This window comes from Marinoscillum sp. HNIBRBA16962 (genome assembly GCF_057801515.1).
The window spans coordinates 2596865-2616358 of the sequence record NZ_CM173603.1 but is presented as its reverse complement, the minus strand read 5'-3'; the positions used below and the strand labels follow the sequence as shown (position 1 = coordinate 2616358).

At 44.3% G+C, this 19494-nt stretch carries 14 protein-coding genes; 6 read left to right on the top strand and 8 right to left on the bottom strand.

Annotated features, from left to right (window positions below):
• Positions 1–48: 48 nt before the first annotated feature.
• From AC3E9V_RS11115 to holA, 3 genes are read right to left on the bottom strand one after another with little or no spacing between them, the layout of a single operon-like run.
• Positions 49–1722, bottom strand: coding sequence for a hypothetical protein (locus AC3E9V_RS11115; RefSeq protein WP_488753267.1), 1674 nt, complete (start codon positions 1720–1722; stop codon positions 49–51).
• Positions 1719–4742 carry a tetratricopeptide repeat protein gene (locus AC3E9V_RS11110; protein WP_488753266.1) on the bottom strand — a complete coding sequence of 1008 codons (3024 nt, stop codon included), beginning with the start codon at positions 4740–4742 and terminating at the stop codon, positions 1719–1721. The genes AC3E9V_RS11115 and AC3E9V_RS11110 overlap by 4 nt, the downstream gene beginning before the upstream one ends.
• Before the next feature lie 50 nt (positions 4743–4792).
• Positions 4793–5812 (bottom strand): DNA polymerase III subunit delta, encoded by a 1020-nt coding sequence (holA, locus tag AC3E9V_RS11105; protein ID WP_488753265.1) that lies wholly within the window; start codon positions 5810–5812, stop codon positions 4793–4795.
• A gap of 223 nt (positions 5813–6035) precedes the next feature.
• Between holA and AC3E9V_RS11100 the strand changes: the two genes are divergently transcribed.
• Positions 6036–6482 (top strand): hypothetical protein, encoded by a 447-nt coding sequence (locus AC3E9V_RS11100; protein WP_488753264.1) that lies wholly within the window; start codon positions 6036–6038, stop codon positions 6480–6482.
• 248 nt (positions 6483–6730) lie between these two features.
• Here the strand turns inward: AC3E9V_RS11100 and AC3E9V_RS11095 are convergent, their stop codons facing one another.
• From AC3E9V_RS11095 to AC3E9V_RS11085, 3 genes are all read right to left on the bottom strand, one after another.
• On the bottom strand, positions 6731–8074 hold the full coding sequence (locus tag AC3E9V_RS11095) for a sensor histidine kinase (RefSeq protein WP_488753263.1): 1344 nt from the start codon (positions 8072–8074) through the stop codon (positions 6731–6733).
• A 94-nt stretch (positions 8075–8168) separates the two neighbouring features.
• Positions 8169–8858, bottom strand: a complete 690-nt coding sequence (locus tag AC3E9V_RS11090) for a DUF6989 domain-containing protein (protein WP_488753262.1) — start codon at positions 8856–8858, stop codon at positions 8169–8171.
• 4 nt (positions 8859–8862) lie between these two features.
• On the bottom strand, positions 8863–10167 hold the full coding sequence (locus AC3E9V_RS11085; RefSeq protein ID WP_488753261.1) for an oxygenase MpaB family protein: 1305 nt from the start codon (positions 10165–10167) through the stop codon (positions 8863–8865).
• A 208-nt stretch (positions 10168–10375) separates the two neighbouring features.
• On the opposite strand from AC3E9V_RS11085, the gene AC3E9V_RS11080 reads away from it, so the two are divergent.
• The 4 genes from AC3E9V_RS11080 (at position 10376) to AC3E9V_RS11065 (ending at position 15149) form a co-directional block, all read left to right on the top strand.
• On the top strand, positions 10376–11200 hold the full coding sequence (locus tag AC3E9V_RS11080; RefSeq protein WP_488753260.1) for a transglutaminase family protein: 825 nt from the start codon (positions 10376–10378) through the stop codon (positions 11198–11200).
• Between the two features lie 94 nt (positions 11201–11294).
• Positions 11295–13151, top strand: coding sequence for a 2-oxoacid:acceptor oxidoreductase subunit alpha (locus AC3E9V_RS11075; RefSeq protein WP_488753259.1), 1857 nt, complete (start codon positions 11295–11297; stop codon positions 13149–13151).
• Positions 13148–14185 carry a 2-oxoacid:ferredoxin oxidoreductase subunit beta gene (locus AC3E9V_RS11070; RefSeq protein ID WP_488753258.1) on the top strand — a complete coding sequence of 346 codons (1038 nt, stop codon included), beginning with the start codon at positions 13148–13150 and terminating at the stop codon, positions 14183–14185. Before AC3E9V_RS11075 ends, AC3E9V_RS11070 begins: the two co-directional genes overlap by 4 nt.
• Positions 14186–14243: 58 nt before the next feature.
• A complete protein-coding gene (locus tag AC3E9V_RS11065; RefSeq protein WP_488753257.1) occupies positions 14244–15149 on the top strand; it encodes an oxidoreductase in 906 nt (301 codons plus the stop codon).
• Here the strand turns inward: AC3E9V_RS11065 and AC3E9V_RS11060 are convergent, their stop codons facing one another.
• Positions 15150–16052 carry a hypothetical protein gene (locus AC3E9V_RS11060; RefSeq protein ID WP_488753256.1) on the bottom strand — a complete coding sequence of 301 codons (903 nt, stop codon included), beginning with the start codon at positions 16050–16052 and terminating at the stop codon, positions 15150–15152. It lies immediately after the preceding gene.
• Positions 16053–16076: 24 nt separating this feature from the next.
• The gene (locus AC3E9V_RS11055; RefSeq protein ID WP_488753255.1) at positions 16077–17999 is read right to left on the bottom strand and encodes a CBS domain-containing protein; all 1923 of its coding nucleotides are present in this window, start codon (positions 17997–17999) and stop codon (positions 16077–16079) included.
• Between the two features lie 201 nt (positions 18000–18200).
• Here AC3E9V_RS11055 and tyrS point away from each other — a divergent pair, with 201 nt between their 5' ends.
• Positions 18201–19481: a tyrosine--tRNA ligase gene (tyrS, locus tag AC3E9V_RS11050; RefSeq protein WP_488753254.1), complete on the top strand. Its 1281-nt coding sequence runs from the start codon at positions 18201–18203 to the stop codon at positions 19479–19481.
• Positions 19482–19494 lie beyond the last annotated feature (13 nt).

The following is a 19494-nucleotide window of genomic DNA, read 5'->3' as shown; positions in this document are numbered from 1 at the left end:
CATTATTCCAAAACAATGAGTTTTTAATTTACTTGGCGAATATCTTATTTAAAATCGATATATAAAACCCCCTTTAGCCATGAATCCACGAACAGGATAATTAAGATACCGTTCGTAATTCCGTGACAGCAGGTTATCAAACTCCAAAAAGCTCCCGATATGATCGGTGAAAGCATACTGGCCTCCGATCCCAAGATCAGCTATGGGGTCCAGCTTCACTACGTCATCTACCAGAGGGGCTGGCGCTTTGATTCCCGCTAAAACAAATATACTGATATCCATTGTAAATTTATCCCCAAACTTCTGACTACCAGTTAGATCCATATCAAAGGAAGGCAAATACCAGGCCTCCTCCAGCTCTCCGGGATTATAAGCCGTATAGGCTGCCATCAAGCTGAGTGAGGTGCTTTTAGCTGCGATATACTGACCTTCCACACCAATGGAAAATTCATTGAAATTGCCAGCATCATAACGGACAGCAAACCTGGAGGAATCCTGCTCCGAATGCACAAATACAGCTTTATTTTTAGTCAACTTATAACGGATATAAGGCCTGAACAGCAATTTTTCTGAAAAGCCCAGCTCCAGCCCTCCTTTAAAATGTACCGGGATCTCCAGGTTCAGGAAAACAAGACTATCCTCAAGGTAGCGATTTTGGATCCTCAGGTTATTAAGTGTTACGGGTTCCAGGTCTCCTCTAAACTCCGCAAACAGACCAAACCCACTACTTAACTGATAACTTGCTGCTGCATCCAGGTACAAGTAGTTCCCTGATACTGAATCAGGACTGCTGTTGGCTTTGAAAAAACGAAGACCTCCTCTGAAGTTGAAGTCTTCGCCTTTAAAATCCATGTAAGGATTGGCCTTAAAAATGCCTCTGCTTTGATCCGGACCAGTGTACTCCAGCGAAGTAAATGCTGAATTTACGCCTATCACAAAATCCTCGTCAAAAGCAAATGAAACATCTCCCATGATCCTAAACAAATGCTCCTGATTAAAAGGATCTTCATCCTGAAATTTCATAGTTGTCAATTGGTATTCCGGGCTAAGCTTTATTCTCCACTCATCGGAAGGTGTAAAGCTGACAGGCACACCTGCTCTCAAAACACTTGCCCCGACTTTACGATCCTGATAATCAAAATCAACATCCGTAATGCTTTCAGGGTCATAACCATATGGGAAATATCCCTCTCGCTGGTAATACACATCCGGGTTCACCTCCAGGTCATATCCCTGCCAGTTTCCGTTCAGCAAAACCTCGGTAAAGCCAAATGCACTTTCTTTATCCCTTATGGGCCCTTTCCCGAAAGATTCATGGTTCACCCAAAGCCCGGCCTGACTGTCATCACTTTTGTACCCCAGGTACCCCTGAAGCAACGGTGAGTTATAGTTGCCGTATCCCGCTTTTATAAAATTATCATAACCCTCAGCACTGCTTCTCCCCTTTGCTGCAAAGCTTTCAAACCTAAACCCCGGTACATATTGCTGAAAGCGATAAGTTGGTTGAGTAATTTGGTATTCCAGCTCCTGAGTCTCGGTAGTAATGGATCTCACATTGGTTCTCTTGTAGATTCGGTTAGCTTTAGGAAGTGTAAGCTCCTTATCTTTCTCAATGATGATCTGGGCATCTTCTATTTCTCCACCCGGAGGACTATCCTGAGCAATTACGCTATTCCAGCAGCCTATTACAAAGAATAATATGAATAGTACGTCTCTTCTCATTTGATAGAATCTTCTTTAACAGAATCCTGAACCAAAATTTTCTCCTCTGCAGCTTTCACTTTGGCGAGCTTAGCCCTGGCCGATTTTACAAATTCCTCATTGCTGGCATTCTCTATAATTGAGTTGAGGGTGGCCTCTGCCTGGAGGAGCTCATCCATAGCAAAATAATTATCCGAAATGAGCAAAAAGGACTGGCCGATCCAGTAGGAGTATGATCCGTAATTTTTATTCAGATCAAACAGAGTCTCAAGAGAACGCTTATAATTTCCCTGCTCATGATAGACCTTACCCATCAGGTACTTTGCTTCAGCGCCCTGCTCATTTTTTGACTCATTCACTACCTTCACAAACTCATCCAAAGCTGCGGAATAGTTCTTTTGTTTTAGAAAAACCTTTCCTTTGGTGATCCAGACCATAGTTTGCGCTACAGCTGGCTTCCAGTCATTCTGCAAGATCTGATCAGCATAATACAAGGTGCTGTCTGACATGTTTTTAATATCATACGCCTTCATTAATCCTTCCTGAGCCAGGTATATGTCTTTTGGTGTGGTACCCAACCGCTCGAGCCTCCTGTAGTTTGCTATGGCCTGATCTTCTCTGCCCATATTCATCAGTGCTTTTCCTCGCTTATCCAGTGCCCGGCTCAGATAGGCAGTGTTATCAAATGTTGTTATCTGCTGAAAATACTCAGCAGCCTGTGACCAGTCCTGGTTTCGGTAATAGGAATCCGCCAGGAAGTAATAAGCATCTTCCTTAAACCCACTGGACGGATATTTTTCAATAAAGCTCTTTAGTGAGGATATGGCCTCCGCATAGCGCTGATTATAGTATTTACCCTTAGCCGATTCAAAAGCTACCACTTCCAGGCTGCCATCATCCGGATTGGCCTGCTGATACTTTTCCATGTACTGATCAAATCCGGCTACATTCTCTCCTTTTTTTACCACCTCCTGTAACCCCAGTAAGGCAGCATTGGCGGCCGGGTGATTGATATTGTTATCTAAAATGTACTCATAATCCCTTTTAGCCCTATCAAATTGGCCAAGGTTGAAAAAGCACAGGGCGCGTCTGGAGCGGGCATAAGGGGCGATATTGCTATTCGGATATTCACTGATCAGTTGGTTAAGGTAGCTGGCAGCATCCTCAAAATTCCCTTCCTCTACAAAGGTCTGGGCCAGCTGAAACAATGCATTATCCGCATAGGCCGAGCTTCCCTGATTGAGCACATTTCTGAAAGCAATTCTTGATTGTGTATTATCCCCCCTCAGGTTGTAGGCGAGTCCCAACTGGTAAAAGATATAATCCCGCTGGTAACCTGTCTGTGATTTTACTTCGTCATACAATTCGATTGCTCTGCGATAATCCTTTTGGACGTATTTACAATCAGCCAGACGAAGTTTGCCATCCAGGTAATAGTCGCTGGCCTTACTGACACGGTCTATGAACCGGTTAAAATAATCTTCCGCTCGTTTATAGTTCTTTTGATTGTAATACAAATAGCCCAGTCCGTAATCGGCATACAGCGCCCAGGTAGACGCACCGTAGCGTTTCACACGTTCATAAGCAGAGGTAGCCCCTGAAACGTTGCCCAGCTGTGAATAGCATTCTCCCAGCAAATAATAAGCCTCACCTGCCACCTCTTCGTCAACCGGAAATGAAACAGATTTCTCAAAAGTTCTGGCAGCTTCCCGGAAACGAGCATCATTAAACTGCAACTGCCCTTTCTGAAAGGTAACCTTCTGATAAGCCTTTTTCAGCAGAGTGGATTTATTACTGATGGTTTCCAGGTGCTCTATAGCCTGGTCGTAGTTGGAGGTGTTAAGGTAAGCCTGTGCCAACAACTCGTTAGCTTCTCTTTTCCAAAGACTATTGGGGTTTCCCTTGACAAAACTGTTGAGATCTGTAATTGCGTCTGCATACTGCTGGCGGTCAAAATTGATCTTACCAACTAAAAAAGCGGCTTCCTCACCCATTTTTCGATCCTCCCCACTTTGTATAACCTGCCTGAAAGCACTGTAGGCATAGTTAAGGTTATTCGTTCTCAGATACAGCTGACCAAGATAGAAACTGCTCGCCTGTCCCAGATTTCCTTTTTCAAGTCCGGCCAGCTTAAAATAATCAATGGCCTTTTGGTTATCGCCATTCTTGAAGTAAGCAAAAGCTAACTTAAAGTAAACCTGCGCCTCTGCCTTGTTCCCGGAAAAGTCAACATGACGCTGAAGGTTTCTGGCCGCCTGGGAATACTTTTCCTGATCAAAATAAGCTTCACCGACTAACCTGCTCAGCGTCTTGTTTGCCTCGTTTACCGAATTAGTCATCCGCTCATCAGCATACTTATAAAGACGATTGTAATTGCGCTGCTGATAATAGCTGCTGGCAATCAACCCTACTATTTGATTTGAGTACGGAGAGGAAGGCTGATCAATTGGCTCCAGTACTGTAAGTGTAGTCGAATAATTTTTTTGTTGATAATAAAGTTGTCCCAGGTAGTACGATGCATCTTCATAAAAATCGCCCCGATAATCCACTGTCCGTTCAAAAGCCTGCTGAGCTCCCCGCTGATCTTCCGTTATCAGATAGATATATCCTTTTTTAAAGTACCATTCTTCCTGCTCCGCAATGGACAGCTGATTCTCAGTGACTTTTGTAAAATACTTCAAAGCTTCGTCAAACTCCTTTTGATCAAAAAAATGGTTTCCGAGCACAAAATAACCTGTGAGTGCCAGGGGGTGATTTTTTTCGGTCTTGATGAAGTATTCAAGCTGCTCTATTCCGGTTTTGTTTCCGGACTTTAGCTGACTGTAAGCCAGGTAATACGAGGCCTCTGATTGATGAGAAGAAAAGCCTGCGTCAAGGTATTGATCAAACAGTCCGGCAGCTGAAGCGTAATGCCGATCATTATACAGGTTTAAGGCTTTTGTATAAAGCCGCTCTTCTCCATCCTGGCTGACCGGCTGCTGTGCAACTGCTATTTTGATTATTAGAAAAAAAGAAATACCTGATAGAATATACTTAGGCATAGATGGAATTGCTTTTGTAAGCCTTGAACGTAAAAATGCCGGAAAATGTATCAATGCATTAGTTTAAAAATCAATTCTCGCAATATATCTCCCTCCTTCATTGGTGAATACCCAATACCTTTTGATTGCAGGTCTGCCTGATGGATAAACTGAAGATTTCGTATAGCAATGTGAAGCGGATAATTGCGGGCCGCCTGCATATATTCCGTAGCGAAGAAAGGATTTACACCTATTGCCCTTGCTACAGCGTTTTTATCATTAGCTCCCTGATGATGGATCAGAAGGATCTTAGAGTAGTACGCATAAAGGTTGGCAATAATAAGGATCAGAGGATTTGCCGAAGGGTTTGATGCAAAGTAATTCACGATTTTATGAGCTTTAGTCTCATCCTTTAGTGCAAGCGCTTTCTGTAGCTCAAAGGCATTGTAGTCTTTGCTGATGCCCACGTACTTCTGGACAGCCAGATCATCTATCGGCTGTCCCTCTGCCAGGCTTATCTTCAGCTTATCTATTTCATTAGCGAGGCGCTGGAGATTGTTTCCGATATTTTCCGAAAGGATCATGATTGCCTTATCAGTAATATTGGCTTCTTTGGCCCTGGCATAGGACCGGATCCAGTCCGGGATCTGATTGTCATAGATCCTTTTTGAAACAAGAAAAATCGAATTTTTTTCCAGGACTTTGGAGATTTTGGTCCTTCCATCCAGTGTCTTGTATTTGTATGCAAAAACCAGAATGGTGGTTGGCAATGGGTTTTCAAGATAAGATGCCAGTAAATTTTGCGCATCTTCCTTTTTCCAGTCCCTGATCTCCTGTGCTTCTTTCACGATGACCACCTGTCGCTCACCCATCATCGGGTACTTGCGAGCCACATTCAGAACATCTGTGAATGCGATTTCCTTTCCATAAAGAACATATTGATTGAAACTTTTCTGGGTATCATCTAATGCATTATGCTCTATATGCTGGGTGATGTTATCAATAAAAAAAGGTTCGTCTCCCTGGAGAAAATAGACAGGAGCATAAACACCCTTTTGTAAATCTTTAATAATCTCTGAGTACTCAGCCATGGGGTAAAGTTAATAAACCCAGTGATTGTAACCAGAGGTAATAATTCAACTTACAGCATGCTTTACCGGACAACATCAACAAAACAAAGGAACACCTTTTCCCTCCACCACTACTACTTGATCGATTCTGCAATAAGTATCATCAATTTTTCGTTTAACAGCGTTAATCTTACATACAAAGTAAACTAAACCACGAGGTTTACTTTTACCATTTTTTATCCTTATGAAAAATTTACGTATTCTTTTTCTCTTTGCCATGTTGCTGATGTCTCCACAATTGATGGCACAATACGATAAAGCACCTTTCCGAAAAAACCTGATCCTGGTCACCGCAGGGCCGTTCTCTTACGGAGGATTCTACGAAAGAAGGGTAATATCAACTGGAAAGGGAGGCTTTTATGCAAGGACAGGTGTTGGTAATGTTAGCTTCCCGGATTATTATGGCAATCTTTACCAGTTAATGGGTGGCTATCTTTTCGGTACAGGTGCCCATCACCTTGAAGTGGATTTAGGTGCTGGCCTTTTTGTGGCTAATGACCGGGATTTCAGGGAAGCTTCCGGAGTAGGTCATCTGGGCTACAGGTATCAGAAGCCAAAAGGACTGATGATGTTCAGAGCAGGGTCTGGTTTTCCTGAAGCATATTACATAGGCCTGGGCGTGGCATTTTGACTTGATTATTACCTTGTTGTGAAACCCCCACTACCTGGTATTTAAGATGATAATAATTTTTTACATTCTCCCTACTTTGTCAAGTTATGACGAATGATCATTGTAGGGTATGGGTTTGATACAAATATTCCCCCTTTTCTTTTCAAAGGGGGCTGATGAGGGTTATATGAAATTCATCAAACCCATACACCTTTTGCTGCTTAATTATAACTTGACAAAGTAGAATTCTCTTCAATCTGATAAAAACTTCAGGAAAGCCGGGCATCCATCAAAGGAAGCTCCACCACAAATACAGCGCCCAGCCCCTCTTTGCCTTCATACCAGATCTTACCCCCAACCAAATCTACGTAGCGTTTCACCAGTGATAAGCCCAACCCGGTAGAGCTCTCTTCCGCTGTGGGTCTGGCGCTCAGTTTTGAAAACTTTTGGAAGAGCCTGTTTTTTTCCTCCTCTTTGACCCCGGGGCCCTCGTCCTTCACTCTTACCTGCACACTTTTCTGATCATCTGCTACGACCACATCCACTGTCTTACCCTTATCGGAAAATTTAATGGCATTAGACAAGAGATTTTCAAAGATCTGCGTGAGGTAAACTTTTTCCGAATGGATGATGTGTTTTTCCGCATGATTCTTAAAGTTTATCATGATCTGCTTCTTTCGGGCCATTTCTTTCATAGACCTGACCAGTTCGGAAAGGATAAACACCAGATCAACTTCTTCAAAATTGACCTTAAGGCCCTTCTGCTCTGCCGTATCCATTTCCAAAACCCTTTTGATCAGGTGCAGAGCATTACTTGCCGCCTGCTTCACCATGTCAATAAATTCTTCACGCTGATCCACATACTCTTTGTTCGTCATAAGCCCGGCAAACCCTTCAATGCTGGCCAGTGGATTTCGCAAATCATGCGCCATGATCCGGATGATGTATTCCTTTTCTTCGATCAGCTGCTCCAGGGAAGTAGACTGATTGGTGATAGTCGTTTTTTGGCTTTCCAAAATCTCATTCTTGCGCTCCAGTTCGTTAAGCGCTCTGGTTTGCACTGATTCAAATACAAAACCGATAAATAAGATGATCAGTAATAATCCGGGTAATACGCTTATATACCAGAGAGTTCTCATCTCAGCATTGTACTCTACGGGAAGATCGACCCCATTGTAGGCCAAAGATCCAAACCAGACCATAAAACCAAAGGAAATAATTCCCCAAATACCTGCTGAAAGTTTGTTAACTACCAAAAGAGCCAAAACAGGGATGGCCACAATCCATGGGTAAATGGCGGACCAGACCCCTCCGGAAAAATAGGTTAGGACAATGATGGCAAAAGCTCCGAAGAAGACGTAAATATTCCCAAGCCAGGAGATCGGCAACTTCGTGCGCGCCAGAAACGGGAGCAGCAGAAAACCCACCACATTCAGGATCATCAGATACACCCCCTTCTCATATCCAAAGAAAAGGCTTAACCAAATATAGGAATTAGAAAAAAGGCTGGTCAGCAGACATCCGCGAACAAACAAACGTGCTCTTCTTAGTTGCTTTGGCTTATCGAAATACTCCTGGTGTATGAAGAAATCAACTATTGCATCAACCTTCATTTCATGACGTTTTAAACCTGGTATCAACTTTTCCGGCTATGTTTAGTGAAAATATTTACACTTTAACATAACGGCAACCTTCTGACTTACCCTCCTAACCCGAGATCATTTCTACAAAATTGTAGGCCAAAACTGCACTTAAAAATATCCAAACTCCCTCAATCGCTCCCAAAGTTATTGTTTTTGCTACCTTCTGATGTTCCGAATAATTGATCAACACAGGTAATGATAGTGAAATAAGTGCTTCACAAAAAATGACATAAATCGGCGCATTAAACACCATAGGCACATTCATGTTGTACCACCACCAGCCTGCATCCTTAGCCAGATGCTCATATACAGGGATGTACATTCCCCCTGCGATGCAAAGGACTACTGAAGCTACAATCAATCGATACTTGCTCGTCAAAAGTACTCCGATGAAACTAAGTTGTAGTAGTACATTTGACCAGGCAAATGGCATGTATGCAGGAGAGCTCCAGATCATGGCTTCCCCACCGGGATAAACAAGGCTGTCGATCGTGTCCACCAAATAGTGATCAGCAAAAAGCTCCAGAATCCCGGCAATGGTACCGAAAATCAAAAGCCTGAGCACCAGGGGATTCTTTGTGAAATAGACATAAACCCAATAGAATACATACAAAGCATAAGTTATCAGGCTGGCTGATATTGGTCCGGCCTCCAAAAGTGAACTTCCAAAGGACCAGGCAAGTAATAAGCCTGCAGATAATAAAATAACAATAGTTGACTGGCGGTTCAGTCCAGGAATAGCATTTGTTTCCATAAAACTAAGCGGTTGGTTTGGTTATGATTTCCTTCTTTTTCTGCAAAGACAACCGGGTACCCAGCAGGGATGGGCTGGAAAGGAAATCTTCCCATTCATCCGTCAGACCCCAATCGTTTTGAAGCGATGGTGGCAGGAAAAAATGCACACCTTTACCTCCATTGAAATGATAGATGATACCACGAAGTAGCCGCCGATTAAACAGTTGGGTGATCTTTTGAATGAATTTATGCTCCTCCAGATTCCCCAACTCTCCTGTCACATACCTGGTAATTGCCAACACAATCCTGTCTTTATGATCAGGGGTCACTTTCAGCCCAATGCATGCAGAAAGATCCTTTCCTGACCTTTTAGAGAAATCCTTAAGAAAAAAGTCAATCAGATAACCAGGTATATAATCAAAGGCGTTTCCGGGGATGATGTAATTAATGAATTTGATACAGGAGTTGGTAAGGGCTTTGCCGGCCTCTGACGAATCTGCCTGATGCGCCAATATCCTTGAAGCCAGTCCCATTCCTTCATCATAGGTTTCTGGCAGCAACTCCGGCTGAATACCCATAAGGTGGCCTACTACCTTCCAGCAATGAGAGTAAGCTTCTATTTCACTTTCAGAAAGGTTAATATTGAGGTGTTTCAAGCCTGTCAAAATAACCGGCGAAAAGGACATTAATGTGCCTGCCAGGTCTTCCTGGTTGATTGGTTTACCAAAACGGTCAACATCCCAGGTCTGGTCTTTAAACTTCCCATTCAACAGATAATAACGAATACAGGCATGAATAAGCCTTACCTTCTGAATGGTAATAATCCCACTTCCATTTGGACTTAATCCTCCCGATGACATCACATTTACGATCATCTGGGCAGTCTCCATGAGACGCCTTGCAAGCGGATCTACATTCCCTTCATGCACCATGAGCCTTCCCGTATCATACAGGACCCAGGCTCCTTTGGCACAGGTATAGCACATAGGGAGTGAGCTGACATTCAGCAGCATAAAGATCTCCGGGCCAAAATCGGTAAATATCCGCTCCGCCTTTCGAATTTTTTGATCATCAGCCCAATCAGGAAGTTGGCCACTGGTCACAAAGTATTGATCAAGAACTTCAGAAAGATCTGGTCCGAGCTCAGCAAACTGACCTTTTTCAAAGCTGCTTGTTTTGACCAGTTTCATAAAAACCTGATTTATATCTTTCTCCTTTCCTGAAGAAAGAATGGCAGCCACTGTATCATCCGCCAGTGGATCTGTTATAAGTCTGAAATTCTCAAGACCGGATTCGTCCAGCTTAGATAGGTCAAAAAGGTTAGGCATTGGTTGATTAGTCTATCCAAAAGGTGAATATAAGCCGTCTTATTTATCCAAAACAAATCCTGATGGAGAAAATAACCTGTCCGCCAATTATGAAAAGTCCGTTTTTCTCCGGTTGATTCAAAAGCTAGCGGTATACATAAAGCAGCATTATTTGATGCGAATTTGCATTTAAGGTGTTAATTTGTAAAGAAATGAGCAACATCCTATAATGCAGCTCGAGATTCATCATCATACATCGTATAAATACACTGATGAGGTTGTTGCAGAACCGCATCACCTTTACTTCTACCCTTCATCCCGAAACTATTTCAGGCTTTTAGATTATGCAATCACATTGCACCCTGAGCCGTCAGGTATGTCCCAGCGGATTGATGCGGAAAACAATGCCTATTACCAGTGCTGGTTTAACGACAAGATCCGCCACCTGACGATTGACGTATCTATGCAACTGGAAACCTTCAATATCAACCCATTTAGCTTTCTCCAGGAAGAGAACCCTAAAATAGATCACCGTAAAGCACTGGAACTTTACCTGGAACCTGTTTCTATCCGAACAGAGATTGACGAGTGGGTGCGGGAAATCAAAAAACCATCGGGCTCAAATCTTATTACTTTTCTTACCTTTCTGAACAAGGAAATTCATGCAGACTGGAAGCATAACGAACGTTACACAGACCATGTCCTTACCCCGGATGTCTGCTTTTCACAAAAGGAAGGCTCCTGCAGAGACCTGGCCTGGATGCTCATTCAAATGCTCAGAAACCTGGGAGTTGCCGCCAGGTTTGTTAGCGGCTATGCCTTTAACCCCAGGCTGAAAGAAGCTCACCAGTTGCATGCCTGGGTGGAAGCCTGGATTCCGGGAGGCGGCTGGGTAGGGCTCGACCCCAGCGCCGGTCGGTTAGCGACCGATCATTACATTCCCCTGGCCACCAGCTACAAACCCGAAAACACCTTTCCTGTCCAGGGTAATTATCGTGGTGATGCTGCATCCGAACTAACCTTTGAAGTGACCATCAAAAAGCTTACAGACTAAATCCCTGATGCATCTCAAGGTTTTTTGAAACATAGATCATAGGTAAAAGTGGATAAAACTGGGTAAATTCAATACCTGAACAATATCCAAAACTATGAAACCCAAAATAGATGATTCGAAGAGTGAGGTAGTCATTCACTTCGCGGGAGATTCAGGTGACGGCATCCAGCTTACCGGGGGCCAATTCACAGAAACAGTGGAGCTATTTGGGAATGACATAACTACTTTCCCTAACTACCCGGCTGAAATAAGAGCGCCTATGGGTACCCTGTCCGGTGTATCCGGATTTCAGCTGAAGCTGGGTTCCATAGAAGTATATACCCCGGGAGATCAGTATGATGTATTGGTGGTGATGAATGCTGCTGCACTCAAAGTAAGCCTTCCTAACCTCAAAAAAGGTGGAATTATCATTGCCAATACAAGCGGTTTTGACTCCAAAAACCTGAAGCTGGCTAAATACGCCAATGAAGAAAACCCCTTGAAGGACGGGTCACTTGATGGATACGAGGTGCATGCCATGGACATCACAAAGCTCACACAAGAAGCGCTTAAAGACAGCGGACTCTCAATAAAAGAAATCGATCGATGTAAAAATATGTTTGTCCTGGGCTTTATCTATTGGATGTTCAGTCAAAAACCTACCAATACCGCTCGGTTTATTCGTAAAAAGTTTGAGAAGAAGCCTGAACTCATCGATGCTAACATAAAAGCACTCAAAACAGGCTATCATTTCGGTGATACCAGTGAGACATTTACCACACGCTTTAAGGTAAAATCCGCTAAACTGGCACCCGGAAGGTACCGAAACATCAACGGCAACCAGGCCACCTCTTTGGGGCTGATCGCAGCTACCCATAAAAGTAAACTGGATCTCTTCTATGGAAGCTATCCCATCACTCCTGCTTCGGATATTTTACATGAGTTATCTAGCCATAAACACATGGGTGTGAGAACGTTTCAGGCCGAGGATGAGATTGCGGCTATTTGTGCAGCCATCGGAGCTTCATTTGGAGGTTCATTGGGTGCTACAGCCTCCTCAGGACCAGGCATCGCGCTCAAAGGCGAGGCTTTAGGGCTGGCCACCATTCTGGAGATCCCTCTTGTATGTATCAATGTGCAACGTGGAGGGCCTTCTACCGGCCTCCCCACCAAAACAGAACAAGCTGACCTGTTTCAGGCTATGTATGGAAGAAACGGAGAAGCACCGGTGGTAATAGTAGCAGCCTCATCCCCTAAGGATTGTTTTAAAATGGCATATGAGGCCTGCCGGATTGCTGTAGAGCATATGACACCAGTTCTTTTGCTTAGCGACGGATACATTGCCAATGGCGCTGAGCCATGGCGTTTTCCAAAGGCCTCAGAGCTGAAACCGATCAAAAAAGTTGAAATTCAGGAGCACAACAAAGATGAAAGCGGGCAGTTCCTTCCCTATCATCGAAATGCTGACCTGGTCAGAGCCTGGGTACCTCCCGGCACGAAAGGGTTTGAACACCGAATAGGTGGGTTGGAAAAAGAAGTGGAAACGGGGAATGTCTCTTATGACCCGGAAAACCATCAGCTTATGACCAATATACGTGCTGAAAAGATCAGCAGAATAGCTGACCACCTGCCTGAACAAACATTCGAACGGGGAGACGAAAATTCAGAAGTTTTGGTCCTGGGTTGGGGGTCGACTTACGGATCCATTGAAACTGCTGTTCGTGAACTCCAGGAAGACGGAAAGGATGTGGCTCATATTCATTTGAAACACATTTACCCCTATCCGAAAAATTTAGGTTCCCTGCTCAGGCATTTCAAAACCATCGTTGTTCCGGAACTCAACAATGGGCAGCTCGCGAAATTTATTCAGCAAGAGTTTCTGATTGAAGTACAGTCTTTTTCCAAGGTAAAGGGATTACCCTTCCATGTCAGTGAGATTAAAAATGAAGTACTAAAAACATTGGTCCCATGAATAAGCAGATACAATCCAACGGCAATGGTTCGCTGACGGCAAAAGACTTTGCCACTGACCAGGAAGTAAGGTGGTGTCCCGGGTGTGGTGATTACTCCATACTGAAACAGGTCCAGACAATACTACCCACATTGGGTGTGCCACGCGAAAATATAGTATTTGTTTCCGGGATCGGCTGTTCGTCCCGGTACCCTTACTACATGAATACTTACGGTGTACACGGCATTCATGGTCGCGCCACTGCCATAGGGAGTGGGCTAAAGGCTGCACGCCCGGATCTGGATATATGGATTATTACCGGTGATGGAGATGCACTTTCAATAGGAGGAAACCACCTGATTCACATATTACGGAGAAATTTCAATGTCAATATTCTATTATTCAACAATGAAATTTATGGACTGACGAAGGGCCAGTACTCCCCCACATCACCTAAAGGAAAGATCTCAAAATCAACACCTTATGGATCATTGGATCATCCATTCAACCCACTGGCCCTGGCCCTGGGGGCGGAAGGGACATTTGTAGCCAGATCCATAGATCGCAACCCTCAGCACCTGCGGGAGGTCATAGCAGCTGGGCACGGCCATAAGGGTTCCAGCTTCATTGAGATCTACCAAAACTGTAACGTATTCAATGATGGAGCTTTTGGAAAATTTACGGATAAAAACCTGAAAGATGATCATACATTATACCTGGAAACAGGGAAGCCACTGGTATTTGGTGCTGAGCGGCAGTATGGTATTCGTCTGGATGGTTTTAAGCCACAAGTTGTAAAGCTTGGTGAAGAATACAACCCCGAGGATTGTTGGATACATGACCCCGCCGATAAGGTTAAAGCATCCATTCTTACCAACTTCTTTGACTATTCGGAAAAACAGGGAGAGCTTCCAAGGCCATTTGGGGTCTTTTACCAGACAGAACGTTATACCTACGAAAACTTAATGGATGAACAAATAAATAATGCTAAATCTCAAAAAAAAGCAGATCTCGACACATTGCTAAGCGGCGATAATTTCTGGGAAGTCAAATAAGTGACCCGAAACATCACCAAACCAAAAACAATACTGATAGCGGAAGGATTACTTCTTTATGACATCATACGTAGATCAGATCGGATCGCAAAAAGGCCGGACAGCAATAGTCACTGGCGCTAACGTAGGACTTGGATTTGAGACTGCCAAAGCACTGGCTTCAAAGGATATGCATGTTGTGTTGGCCTGCCGAAATCAAACCAAAGCAGAAAAAGCCATAGACCGTATCAGTAAAGTTTACACAACGGCCAGTCTGGAGTTTATGGAACTGGACTTAAGCAAGCAGCAGTCCGTAAAACAATTTTCCACCACATTCCTCAGGAAACATAAACATCTTAACCTGCTGATCAACAATGCGGGGATCTTCCTTCCTCCTTATACCCTGACCGAAGATGGATTTGAAAGTCAGCTGGCAGTCAACTATTTGGGCCATTTCACTTTAACAGGTGTGCTCATGGAAATACTGCAAAAGACCAAAGGATCCCGAGTGGTTTCCCTCAGCAGTCTGGCCCATGACTGGGGAGATATCTACTTTGATGATCTGAACTTTAAAAAGGGCTATGACCGACGAAAGGGCTACTCACAAAGCAAGCTTGCCTGCCTGATGTTTGCCTATGAACTTCAGCGAAAGCTGGATGATCAGGGGTTTCAGGTCCGGTCATTAGCTGCTCACCCCGGAGTTTCCATCACCAACCTGGGCCGGCATCTTCCCTCCATTGCCAATGCTCTTGGAAAACTGGTCCAACCCCTTATTTTTCAGCCTCCGAATAAAGCTGCCGAGCCGATTCTTATGGCTGCTCTGGATCCTGATGCCAAAGGGGGCGAATACTACGGACCCAAAGGTTTTAGACAGTTCAGAGGCAAACCCGGAAAAGTCGGATCCAATCGTAATTCCAGAGATCCGGAAAAAGCAAAGAAACTGTGGAAGGTTTCCGAAGAGTTGACAGGGACTGTCTATTTCTGATCAGGTACTTTCTTTTACCACAAAAAAACCATCCTCTCCACTAGGCTGATACAGTGGCATAAAGATCATCCCATCCATTGGCGCGAGGACTTCCCCCTGGTTGTCCAGTGCCAGCAGCTGTCCTTCATGGATTGGCTGAAAGTTATGAAAGCCCGGGAGCATACGAAATCCGTCCCCCTTTTCTATCGTATGTCTGTAAACGATCTCCACCTTTCGGGGAAAAGCAGAAGCAACGCTTTCGAGGTTTCGGTAATAATGGTCCTCTGTTTCATGATCGTGGTGTGAAATACACCCTGCACTGTCCAGAATTTCCCATAACCCGGAGGTATGTAGCCTGTACGCTTCCTGTGAACCTATTACTCCTCCCTCAAAAGCAAATGAGACATAACCTCGCTCATGGTAATAAGACAACAAGGTCCCACTCAGATATTTGTGCAACCCGATCACAACTGGCAAATGAAGCGCTTTGACTACCGGATGATCTCCCTCATCATCAGGTACTACCACAAAATTTCCCTTATCAGATGAAGTAGCATGAAGGTCCGCCAAAACCTTTAATGGGAAATCACCGTCACTCTCTCGTTCGATTATTTCATAAAGTTCCTTGACCTCCTCATTTTCAGCTCCTTGCTGGTAGGTATCATCCAGAATGGATTGGATCATAGGCGTTGTCCAGCATCGGTTCAGATCATAATCCAGAAAGCGTACATTGTTTTCGATGGCCTTCAGGTTGCCTGCCAACCCCACCAGCTTGCCCTTGAAAGGTATGTTATGATTGATAATAGATGAGTGTACATTCCGAAACGCATGGATCCCGATTTGCTCATTGCCGTGAATGCCGGCAATGCAAATAACCAGAGGACCGGGAGAATCACCAGACAGGACACCAAGAATTCGCTCCATTTTTAGTAAAAATAGGTATTAGCCTTATGAATCACCAGTTTTCAGGCTTTTCAGCAAGCTTGCAGCAATATTCAGGAAGTTGCCTTCGGTGATAATCCCCACCAATCGCTGATTTTTCACTACAGGAAGGCAATCTGTCCTTTGCTCTTTCATGAGTTTTAAGGCCTCCTGGATAGTAGCCTCGGGATGTATGGTAGGCGGATCTTTGTCCATCAGGTCTTTGACAAGTATACTTTCTCCCGTATTTACATGGGTTTTTCCACTGTAGTGCTTTAGCAGGATCCGGTAATTCAGTACACCCTTCAGACGTCCTTTATCATCCTCTATCGGTACATGCTTGATCTGCCTCCAATTGATAATATCCGCTACCAGCTCCGGTATATCATCCTGCTGAGCGGTAAAAATATCAGTCGTCATAAATTCTTCAACGAGCATCGAGTATGGATGCCAGTTGGTAATATCATCCAGGGTTGCCAGCTTCCATTCATGAATAGGTTTTCCCTCCTTTTGATTTTGGATCATGCTCGAAGTAATGGCAACCAGGATCTCTTCTCTCGTGGTCTCCTTTACCAGATTCGTGTAGGAATTGACTACCCACTGAGCGCCCGTTTGTCGTTTGTCATTACGCTTTTCGATCACTTCCAGGTACTTATCGATATCTCGTGGATCCACTTTGTTTTTCTCCAACCCCCTTCGGGCTATTGGTAACAACTCTCTCCTGATCAGCTTCTGCACATCTACCTTTTTACCATTCACCCAGGTAAAGTCCGTATTGAGTCCGTCGCGGGCTGCAGATATAAAATTATCCTTTGCGTGATCAAACTCCATTACCCTGGTGATGTCCGGGTACTCTTCATCAAACGCATTCATGAGGCCAAACCAAAAGGCTGCGTTGGCTACCTCATCAATAATGGAAGGACCGGAGGGTAACACGCGGTTCTCAATCCTCAGATGAGGTTTTCCATTTGGGCTAATGCCGTAGCAGGGGCGATTCCAGCGATAAACGGTACTGTTATGAATGGTCAGGGCCCGGAGCCCTGGGGTAAGGCCATCGTCAAGCATTTGCATGACATCCTGCTCACAGTCTGCCATGAGCATAACCCTGAACCGGACGATGTCTTCTTTATACATATCCACTATAGAGTTTTTCAGCCAGCCTTGCCCGAAGGTAACCCGCGGACTTCTGTCTCTGATATGTTCTCCGGGGATCCGCGTATCAACAGACTGCTGAAACAAAGCCACACGGGTTTCACTCCATAGTCGCTTCCCGAAAAGTATAGGTGAGTTGCAGCTGATGGCCAGCACGGGAGCTGCCAAAGCCTGAGCAATATTGTATTTCCTGACAAAATCTTCAGGTCTGACCTGCAGGTGAACCTGAAAAGAGGTGTTGCAGGATTCCAGCATGGCTGAATCAAGACGAATGTTCAACTCATCCAATCCTGTGATCCTGAGCTCATAAGCTTTACCGCGCATTTTACTGATAGCTTTCAGTAAAGCATGGTAACGCTCCAGTGGAGTCAGGTTTTCTATTTCCAGATCAAACCTTCGGATGGTTGGGAGGATGCCGGTCAACACAAAATTGAGTTTTTCCGAATCTCCCACAGCCCTCAACTCAGCCATTAGTGTGTTAAGGTTACCTTCCATCTGACTCAGGCAGTCCCCGGTAAACATCAATGGTTTTAAATTCGCTTCTATATTAAATAACGCCAGCTCTGTTGTAAAAGCATCATTTTTTAGCTCCTTTAGCAGGTCGAGAGATTTAGGAGCCGGTTTGTAATGTTGATCGACAATGCAGATCTCCTGCTCAGCACCAATATGCAGGGGGTTGTCGTTAAACCAACCTTCTTCCAACATGCGCTCCAGGGCATGGATATCTTTCAGCAAATGACGAGTAAAAGTATTGAGCTGCTTCTGGCTGGAAATAACTTTGACGTTTTGCTCTCCCATAGCAGATGATCCGTTAGTCTTCAAAAATAGACAACAAATCAGCCTGATGAAAGAATAAAAATCAGAATAAGAGTTGATTAATGAGGTACTATCGTTCCCTCATGACAAGAAAAGGCTCAACCAAGCAATAATACCCAAATCACTAAGTAAAATTCAAAAGCCCTCCTATTTTTGCGACAGTATTTAAAAAACGATTCCTTGATGAAAGATTTTGTAGCAGAACTGCAGTGGAGAGGCATGGTCCATGACATGATGCCTGGCACGGAAGATCAACTCAAAAAAGAGATGACCTCCGCTTATATCGGGTTTGACCCTACAGCCGATTCTCTCCACATTGGTAATCTGGTGCAGATCATGACATTGATGCATTTTCAACGTTGCGGCCACCGTCCTATAGCATTGGTAGGAGGCGCTACCGGTATGGTAGGCGATCCTTCCGGTAAATCTGCCGAGCGAAACCTGCTGGATGAAGAAACACTCAATCACAACCTCAACTGCGTCAAAAAGCAGCTGGAGAATTTTCTTGTTTTTGAAGGAGAAAATGCTGCTGAAGTAGTGAATAACTACGATTGGTTTAAAGAATTTGGTTTTTTGGAGTTTATTCGTGATGTGGGTAAACACATTTCCGTCAACTATATGATGGCCAAAGATTCCGTGAAGACCCGATTGGAAACAGGCCTGTCATTTACCGAGTTTTCTTACCAACTTGTTCAGGGGTATGATTTTTACTGGCTATGGAAAAATAAGAATGTGAAACTGCAGCTTGGTGGGTCTGATCAGTGGGGAAACATCGTGACCGGTACTGAGCTGATCAGAAGAAAAGCCCAGGGCGAAGCATTTGCCATGACCACTCCCCTCATCACCAAAGCAGATGGCTCCAAGTTTGGCAAATCTGAAGGAGGTAACATCTGGCTGGACCCGGAAAAGACCTCCCCTTACAAGTTTTACCAGTATTGGTTCAATGCTTCTGATGAAGATGTAGAGAAATACATCAAGATCTTCAGTACCTGGGAGAAAGAAGAGATCGAAAGCCTGATCACGGAACACCGGGAAGCTCCCCACCAACGAACGCTGCAAAAAGCGCTTGCCGAGGAAGTTACCGTACGCGTGCATTCACAGGAAGAGTTGGATACAGCTATCAGGGCATCGGAGATCCTTTTCGGAAAATCTGCTACGGAAGAATTAGGGTCCATCAAAGAAAAAACTTTACTACAAGTCTTTGAAGGTGTGCCTCAGGCAGAGATCAGCAAATCTCAGTTTGAAGGTGCGGCCAACGTAACCGACCTTTTGAGTGAACTGACTGGTGGAATGGTGTTTCCCTCCAAAGGGGAAGCTCGGCGAATGATCAAGCAAGGAGGCGTCAGCATTAACAAACAAAAGCTTAGCTCTGCTGAAGATGCAGTGGACTTTAAGCTCCTGCAAGGCAAATACCTGCTGGCGCAAAAAGGGAAAAAGAATTACTATCTGATCAAGGTGGTTTAATGATATTTTGAAA